The sequence below is a fragment of the Parafrankia sp. BMG5.11 genome (genome assembly GCF_004337455.1).
Window position 1 is genome coordinate 1 of the sequence record NZ_SJXI01000197.1, and the last position, 8,474, is coordinate 8,474.

Below are 8,474 nucleotides of genomic sequence, written 5' to 3' on the forward strand. Positions count from 1 at the left end.
AAGATTCAGGACAGGTACTCAGGCCAACCGCCGCCAGGTAGCGGCATCACAGGCGGGTTCATCGTCAACCCGTCACACCGCCCGGCCGGAGCCCACGATCACAGCCGGACCACAGCAACATGCTCGTCGGGCTGGGGCGAAGCCCCGTTAGTTCTCCGAGACCTGGTTCTCCGGGACAGAGCTTTTTGAGGCAGAGCTCGCCGAGGCAGAAGACGGGCGCTGGGCGACGTCCCGCAGCGTGCGGAACGCCGGGACGAGGGCCTCATGGAGCGACTCGAAGACCGGGAGCAGCGCGCGGTAGGTGGCAGCGGACGCCGGCTCGGGGCGGTGGCTCTCACCGGCCTGCACGAGGTCGGCCGCGACGTCGAGGTTCTCGACCATGCCGAGGGCGTCCATCCCCAGCAGTGCCGCGCCGAAGCTCGTGCCCTCACGGGTCGAGGGGAAGTCGACGTCCATGCCGAGGGCGTCGGTGAGGATCTGCCGCCACAGCGCGCTGCGGGCGAAACCGCCGGTGGCCCGCGTCTCGCGCACCTCGATCCCGGCGGCCCGGATGGACTCGGCGACCAGCGCGAGCTGCAGGCAGACCCCTTCGAGTGCCGCCCGGACGAGGTGCTCGCGGCGGTGCCCCCGGGTCAGCCCGACGTAGGCCCCGCGGGAGAGCGAGTCCCAGTGCGGCGCCCGCTCCCCGGTCAGGTAGGGTAGCATCAGCAGCCCGTCGGACCCCGCGGGGGCCCGGGCCGCGATGTCCAGCACGGCCGGCTCGTCCTCCAGGTCGGGCGCCAGTGCGTCACGTGCCCACCGCAGCACCAGCCCGCCGTTGTTGATGGCCCCGCCGACCACCCAGCGCTCCGGCGCGAGGGCGTAGCAGAAGAGGTGCCCGGACAGGTCGACGGTCGGCCGGTCGACCATCACCCGGATCGCGGCGCTCGTCCCGATCGAGCAGGACGCGACCCCGCCGTGCACCGCTCCCACCCCGAGCGACGCCAGTGCCCCGTCGCTCGCGCCGACGACCACCGGCGTCGCGGCCGGCAGCCCGAGTGCCGCGGCCGCGGCCGGGGTGAGGCGGGGGAGGACCTCGGTCGTCGCGGCGAGGCGGGACAGTCGGGCCGGGTCGATGCCGGCGACGTCCAGCGCCTCGCCGTCCCAGTCGAGGGCGGCCAGGTCGAGCAGCCCGGTGGCGGATGCCACCGAGTGGTCGACGAGCCACTCGCCGCACAGGTCGGCGAGGATGTACTCCTTGATCCCCACCCAGCGGCGCACCGCCGCGAAGGTCTCCGGGTCCTGCTCGCGGAACCACACGAGCTTGGCCAGCGGGGACATCGGGTGCGTCGGCGTGCCGGTCCGGCGGTGCAGCTCCAGGCCGTGGGTGGCGCGCAGCCGTTCGGCCTGTGTCGCCGCCCGGGCATCCGCCCAGGTGAGTGACGGGGTCAGTGGCCGGCCGGCGTCGCCGATGCCGATGAGCGTGTGCATCGCGGCGGAGAAGGAGAGGCCGCTGACCCGGTGACCGGCGTTCCCGGCCTGCCGCGCCGCCCCTCTGACCGCCTCGGTCACCGCCCCCCTGATGACGTCGGGGTCCTGCACGGCCTCGCCGGGGTGGGGTTCGAGCAGGGGGTAGCCGACCCTCGCACTGGCGTGCTCGCGACCGTCCGGGTCGAAGGCCACGACCTTCGTGGCGGTCGTGCCGACGTCGACGCCGAGGATCACGTCAACCCCGGCACCGGATGCGGCTGCTGTGGAGGGCCGTCTCATGCTCTCCCTGTACCAGAGTAGAAGATCCGGGCGCGGACGGGTTGCTTCTCGTGGCGGACGGCAGGAGGGTCCCTGGCGGTGCCGTGCCGCCTACTGGATTATGGACAGCTTGCGTGCGCTAGGACACCAATATAGCGTGGCCTCCAGAAACTAGCGCGAGCTAGTATCGACGGGTCGTGCGCCTGGGGCCCGCGATTGGGTTTGCATGGGCGGAAAGGCTGAGCATGATTGACCGAGAGGCTGTCGTCCGCCGTCACAACGTCGAGCTGGTGCGGGCCGACGCGGCGGCGGCGATCACGGTCGGCAACGGCGACTTTGCCTTCACCGCCGACATCACCGGCATGCAGACCTTCCCGGCCTTTCACGACCAGGCCGCCGCCCACCCGGAGAAACGCCTGGCCGTGAACACCGCGACGATGTCGACGTGGGGCTGGCACTCCATGCCCAACCCCGAGGGGTTCGTGCTCGCCGACGCGATGACCGGTTACCAGACCGCCCGCGGGCCGGTGGAGTACCCCGACAAGTTCGACATGATGGCGATGTTCACCGGCGAGATCGCCGAGGAGCACCGCGCCGGAACCTGGCTGCACTGTAATCCCCAGCGCCTTGATCTGGGCCGCATCGGACTCGTCCTGCGGCCGGATCCCGACGCCGCTCCCGAGAGCGATCCCGGGGCGCTCACGAATCCGCGTCAGCGCCTCGACCTGTGGTCGGGCGAGCTCGCCAGTGTCTTCGAGTACGCCGGGCACGAGGTGCGGGTCAGCACGGTCGCCGATCCGCGCGACTCCCGCGTCGCGTTCCGCATCGAATCCGAGCTGCTCGCCGACGGCCGGGCCGCCGTCGTCCTCCGGTTCCCCTACGCCAGCGACGACTTCTTCCGGACCTCGGACTGGAGCGCACCCGAGCGGCACACAACGGCTCTGCACCTGCTCGGCGACCAGTCCTGCCGCCTCGACCGGACACTCGACGACACCGCGTACACGCTGCGCCTGGACTGGTCGGAGGGCCGGATCAGCCCGACCGGTGAGCCGCACGAGTTCGTGCTGACCGCGTCGTCCGCCGCGCTGGAGCTCGTGGCCGGTTTCGCTCCCGGCGACAGCTGGGCGCACGAGCGCGCGGAGTTCGCGCCCGTCCGGAGCGCGGCGGCGGATTCGTGGCGCCGTTTCTGGACGTCGGGGGCGGCGATCGATGTCGCCGGCAGCACCGATCCCAGAGCGGCCGAGCTGGAACGGCGGGTGGTGCTGTCCCAGTACCTGACCGCGGTCAACTGCTCCGGTACCGTCCCGCCGCAGGAAACCGGGTTGGTCACCAACTCCTGGCAGGGCAAGTTCCACCTCGAGATGCACTGGTGGCATGCCGCGCACTTCGCCGCGTGGGGCCGTCCCGATCTCCTGGAACGCAGCCTGGACTGGTATCTGTCAATCCTGGATTCGGCCCGCGCAACCGCACAGCGACAGAGTTACGCCGGGGCGCGCTGGCCCAAGCAGGTAGGTCCGGACGGCAGGGAGAGCCCCTCCGAGATCGGGGCGCTGCTCATCTGGCAGCAGCCTCATCTCCTCTACCTCCTCGAGCTGCTCCACCGCAGCCGCACCGGGCCGGAACGCGAACGGCTGGTGGCTCGTTTCGCCGAGCTCGTCGAGGAGACGGCTCTGTTCATGGCCTCCTTCGTCGAGGACCGCTCAGGCACCTACCACCTGCCCGCCCCGCTGGTCCCCGCCCAGGAGTTCTATGACGCCAGGACCACCGAAGATCCCACCTTCGAGCTGGCCTACTGGTGGTGGGGCCTGGAAATCGCCCAGCGGTGGCGCGAACGCCTCGGCCTGGGAAGAAACGCACAGTGGCAGCAGATCCAGGACGGCATGGCGCCGCCCCGCCAGGAGGCGGGCGTCTACTCGGCGATCGCCACGGAGCCCTATCTGCGGCGCGACGACCATCCCTCGATGCTGTGCGCTCTCGGTGTCGTGCCCGTGACCCCCCTCATCGACGCCGCCACCATGGAGACGACGCTCCTCGCCGTCCGGGACACCTGGCAGTGGGACTCCGCGTGGGGCTGGGACTTCCCGGTCATGGCGATGACGGCGACGCGCATCGGCCGCCCCGACCTCGCGGTGGACGCGCTCCTCATGGACCGTCCGAAGAACCGGTACCTGCCCACCGGCCACTGCCCGCAGATGGGCAGCTTCCTCCCCATCTATCTTCCCGCCAACGGCGGCCTGCTCGCGGCCGTGTCGCTCATGGTCGCTGGCTGGGAGGGCGCCGGCACCGACCTCCCGGGCTTCCCCCGTGACGGCAGCTGGACCATCCGCCACGAAGGCTTCATCGCCTGGCCCTGAACCAGGCGTGGTGTGTGCCGTACTGGCGGCCTGCTGGCCCGGACCACTGGCTCCAGCGGCCGGTAGGCCCAGGTCAGTCCGAGCCGATCCGGGCCGCCGCATCGGCGAACTGCGCGGCGTACAGGCGGGTGTAGGCGCCGTCGGCGTCGACGAGGCGATCGTGCGTGCCCTGCTCGACGATGGCACCGTCCTCCATGACGACGATCGTGTCCGCGTCACGGATGGTGGACAGCCGGTGGGCGATGACGAAGGCCGTGCGCCCTTCCCGTAGCCGGGCCATGGCTTCCTGGATGAGAACTTCGGTGCGGGTGTCGACGGAGCTGGTGGCCTCGTCGAGGATGAGGATCGCGGGTCTGGCGAGGAACGCCCGGGCGATGGTGAGGAGCTGTTTCTCGCCGGCGCTGAGCCCGGAGTCCTCGTCGTCGATCACTGTGTCGTAGCCGTCGGGCAGGGTCCGGATGAACCGGTCGGCGTGGGCGGCCGTCGCCGCGGCGACGATCTCGTCGCGGGTCGCTCCCCGTGCGCCGTAGGCGATGTTCTCGGCGATGGTTCCGCTGAACAGCCAGGTGTCCTGCAGGACCATGCCGACTCTGGAACGCAGGCGGGCCCGCGCCATCGTGGCGATGTCGACGCCGTCCAGGGTGATGTGACCCTCGCCGACGTCGTAGAAACGCATGAGCAGGTTGACCAGCGTGGTCTTGCCCGCGCCGGTCGGGCCCACGATGGCGATGGTGTGACCGGGCTCGGCGGTCAGCGACAGGTTCTCGATGAGCGGCTTGTCCGGGATGTACCGGAAGGACACGTTCTCGAACGCGACCCGACCCGTGACGGTCGATGCCGGCTGGTTCGCCTCGATGGGGTCCGGTGACTCCTCGGGCGCGTCGAGGATCTCGAAGACCCGTTCGGCCGAGGCTGCGCCGGACTGCACGGTGCCGGCCATGCTGGCGAGGAACGCCAGCGGCTGGCTGTACTGGCGGGAGTACTGGATGAACGCCTGGATGTCGCCGATCGTCAGCGCGCCGGCGGCGACCCGCACCCCGCCGACGACCGCGATGAGGACGTAGTTCAGGTTGCTCATGAACATCATGGCCGGCTGGATGGCGCTCGACACCGCCTGCGCCCGGTAGGTCGCCCCGGTCAGCTCGTCGTTGCTCTCCATGAAGACGTCCATCGCCTGCTGGTCGCGCCCGAAAACCTTGACCAGGGCGTGGCCGGTGTACATCTCCTCGATGTGGCTGTTGAGTCGCCCGGTCTGTTTCCACTGCTCCAGAAAGAAGGGCTGGGCCCGTTTACCGAGCGCCGTCACGGCGACGAGGGACAGCGGGGCGGTGACGAGCGCGATCAGCGCCAGCAGCCATGAGATCCAGAACATCGCGGCCAGCATTCCCGCGATGCTGAACAGCGGGATGACGAACTGCCCGAACACCTGCTGGAGGCTCTGCCCGAGGTTGTCGATGTCGTTGGTGACCCGGCTGAGGATCTCGCCGCGGCGCTGGCGGTCGAAATAGGAGACGGGCACCCGGGAAATCTTGATGGCGACGTCCTCGCGCAGTTGCCGGGTGACCCGCTGCACGGCGAGGTTGGCCGTCCACGCCTGGACCACGGCGCACAACCCGGCGGCCACGGACACCGCGGTCGCGTACAGCAGCACCCGTCCGACCGCGTCGAAGTCGATGCCGGAACCGGCTGCCGCGGCGCCGTCGGTGACACCGGCCGGAGACCGCGCCGCGTCGGGCTGGCGGCCCAGCGTGCCTTCGACGACAAGGTTGGTGGCGCGGCCGAGCAGCCATGGGCCCGAAGCGGTCAGGACGACACTGGCGACACCGGAGACGGCCGTGCCCACGAGCAGTCCTCGCTGCCGGGATATCGCCTGCCACACCCGGCGCACGGTGCCGCGGGAGTCCGCGGACCTGTCGGGCCGGCGCGGGCCGCCCGTCGCGGCGCCGAGGCCCTGGGCGGGGTGATTCCGGGCGGCGCGATTCCGACTCATGCGGCCTCCGCCTCGGTCATCTGTGACAGCACGATCTCGCGGTAGGTCGCGTTCCCGGCGAGCAGTGCGTGGTGGGTGCCGACGCCGACCACCCGTCCCTCGTCGAGCACGACGATGCGGTCGGCACCGCGGATCGTGTTCACCCGCTGGGCCACGATGACGACCACCGACTCCGCCGTCTCGCGGGCCAGCGCCGCCCGCAGCCGCGCGTCGGTCGCGTTGTCGAGGGCGGAGAAGGAGTCGTCGAACAGGTACACCGCCGGCCGCCCGACCAGGGCGCGTGCGATGGCGAGCCGCTGGCGCTGGCCGCCGGAGAGATTCGTGCCGCCCTGCGAGACCGGCGCGTCCAGACCTTCGGGGAGCGCTTCGACGAACGCCCGGGCCTGGGCGATGTCGAGGGCCCGCCACAGCTCGTCGTCGGTGGCCTCGGGGTCGCCGTAACGCAGATTCGTGGCGACGGTTCCGGAGAACAGGGAGGGCCGCTGCGGGACATAGCCGATCGTCCGGCTCAGCAGCGCCCGGTCGAGCGCGCGGACGTCGACGCCGCCCACCAGGACCATGCCCTCGGACGTGTCGGCCAGCCGGGGGATCAGGCTGAGCAGGGTGCTCTTGCCGCTGCCGGTGCTGCCGATGATCGCGACTGTCTCGCCGGGGCCCGCGGTGATGTTCACATCACTGAGCACGGCCGCCTCCGCGCCCGGATACCGGAATCCCACGCCACGCAGCTCGACGTGTGTGCGCCGGGTGAGAGCCGGCACCGCTGTGGCGGGCGGGACGGCTGTGGCGGGCGGGACGACGGTGCTCGCGGTGCCGAGCACCTCGCGGACGCGTCCGGCGCAGACCTCCGCCCGGGGGAGCATGCGCAGCAGGTAGGTGGCCATGATGGCCGCTCCGAGGATCTGCATGACGTAGCCGAGGAACGCCGACAGCGTCCCGACGCCGATCGCCCCGGAGTCGATGCGCAATGCGCCGAACCACACGACGGCGACGCCGGCGAGGCTCGCGACCGCGGTCGCCAGCGGGTACATCAGAGCCATGAGCTGGCCGGCCCGTACGGACACGTCGGTGAGCAGGGTGTTGGCCGCGGCGAAGCGCGCGTGTTCGTGGTCCTCCTGGACGAAGGCCCGGACGACACGCAGCCCCGTGATCTGCTCACGCATGATGCGGTTCACCGAGTCCGTCGTGCTCTGCTGCGTGGCTGACAGCGGTGTCATGCGGCGCAGGATGACCAGGATCGCCGCGCCCAGCAGCGGGGCGATCACGACGAGCAGGAGCGACAGCGGGACGTCCTGGCCGAGCGCGAAGACGACGCCGCCGACGCACATGATCGGTGCTGTGATCATGAACGCGAGGGTGATCTGCACGAGGACCTGGATCTGCGTGATGTCGTTGGTTGTCCGGACGATCAGCGACGGAGCGCCGAAGAGGTGCAGTTCGGTCGAGGAGAAGGACTGCACGTGGCCGAACAGCGAGGCGCGCATGTCACGCGCCAGGTACGTCGCCACCCGGGCCGCCAGCACCGCGGCGGCGATCGCGCACAGGAGCTGCACCAGGGACACCGCGATCATGACGCCGCCGACCCGCCAGATGTGGCCGGTGTCGCCGGTCAGGACACCCTTGTCGATCACGTCGGCGCTCAGGTCGGGAAGGTAGAGCGCCGCCGCGGTCTGGACGAGTTGGAGGATGGCCACCAGAGCTGTGGCCCGTCGGTACGGACGCGCATAGCGCAGCAGCAGGCGAATCAGCACGAAGACTCACAGGGGCGGTCGGGTGGCCCGCGGACCGTACGCGGACTGAGCGGCTGTAACACTAGCCGGACAGATCCACTTCCATCAAGGTAGATGCATCTCTGAGAGATGCATCGCTGTTGCTGTAAGGTTGCCATGGACGGATTCGAGCTCTTCCAGTTGGGTCGCAGGCTGATGAAGCTTGGCGAGCAGGCGATCCCGGAGATGGGGCTCCACCGGATGTCCGGTCCGACGCGCGCGGTCGTGTTCGACGTCTTCGGGAACCCCGACAGCTCGATCTCGGAGATCACCGCGCGGGTCAGGTTCCCGCAGAGCCAGGTCTCGGCGTGCGTCGCCCGGTTGCGCGAGGTCGGGGCCCTGGAGACCGTCAGCGACCCCCACGACCGTCGCAGGACACTCGTCCGTCCCTCGGCCGAGGCGCTGCGCCGTGCCGAGGACCGGCCCTCGGCGCCCATCGACGACACCCTCGCCGCCGCGATCGGCAGCACCGACCCGGCCGACATCCAGCGGGTGAGAGACGCGCTCGAGGTCCTGGCCGGGCTGCTCGACCGGCGTCAACCCACCGCCGGTGTGCCCTCAGCCCCCGGCGCCGCGGACACGCCCTGACGCGTCGCGCCCGACAGCTGTTGCGTTGTGTTACCGCTTGTTCAGCTG

General features: G+C 70.6%; 5 protein-coding genes. 2 read left to right on the forward strand and 3 right to left on the reverse strand.

Annotated features, from left to right (window positions below):
• Positions 1 to 147: 147 nt before the first annotated feature.
• Positions 148 to 1,749 carry a gluconokinase gene (locus E0504_RS49820; RefSeq protein WP_235014063.1) on the reverse strand — a complete coding sequence of 534 codons (1,602 nt, stop codon included), beginning with the start codon at positions 1,747 to 1,749 and terminating at the stop codon, positions 148 to 150.
• A 224-nt stretch (positions 1,750 to 1,973) separates the two neighbouring features.
• Here E0504_RS49820 and E0504_RS49825 point away from each other — a divergent pair, with 224 nt between their 5' ends.
• On the forward strand, positions 1,974 to 4,082 hold the full coding sequence (locus E0504_RS49825) for a hypothetical protein (RefSeq protein WP_131628119.1): 2,109 nt from the start codon (positions 1,974 to 1,976) through the stop codon (positions 4,080 to 4,082).
• Positions 4,083 to 4,155: 73 nt separating this feature from the next.
• On the opposite strand, the gene E0504_RS49830 is transcribed toward E0504_RS49825, so the two are convergent.
• A complete protein-coding gene (locus E0504_RS49830) occupies positions 4,156 to 6,072 on the reverse strand; it encodes an ABC transporter ATP-binding protein (RefSeq protein ID WP_131628121.1) in 1,917 nt (638 codons plus the stop codon).
• The gene (locus tag E0504_RS49835; protein WP_131628123.1) at positions 6,069 to 7,820 is read right to left on the reverse strand and encodes an ABC transporter ATP-binding protein; all 1,752 of its coding nucleotides are present in this window, start codon (positions 7,818 to 7,820) and stop codon (positions 6,069 to 6,071) included. Before E0504_RS49835 ends, E0504_RS49830 begins: the two co-directional genes overlap by 4 nt.
• A 135-nt stretch (positions 7,821 to 7,955) precedes the next feature.
• Here E0504_RS49835 and E0504_RS49840 point away from each other — a divergent pair, with 135 nt between their 5' ends.
• Complete coding sequence (locus E0504_RS49840) at positions 7,956 to 8,426, forward strand: MarR family transcriptional regulator (RefSeq protein WP_112106726.1); 471 nt, start codon at positions 7,956 to 7,958, stop codon at positions 8,424 to 8,426.
• Positions 8,427 to 8,474 lie beyond the last annotated feature (48 nt).

Coding starts and splice junctions, on each gene's coding strand:
- E0504_RS49840 (WP_112106726.1), top strand. CDS start 7,956: ATGGACGGATTCGAGCTCTTCCAGTTGGGTCGCAGGCTGATGAAGCTT.
- E0504_RS49825 (WP_131628119.1), top strand. CDS start 1,974: ATGATTGACCGAGAGGCTGTCGTCCGCCGTCACAACGTCGAGCTGGTG.
- E0504_RS49820 (WP_235014063.1), bottom strand. CDS start 1,749: ATGAGACGGCCCTCCACAGCAGCCGCATCCGGTGCCGGGGTTGACGTG.
- E0504_RS49830 (WP_131628121.1), bottom strand. CDS start 6,072: ATGAGTCGGAATCGCGCCGCCCGGAATCACCCCGCCCAGGGCCTCGGC.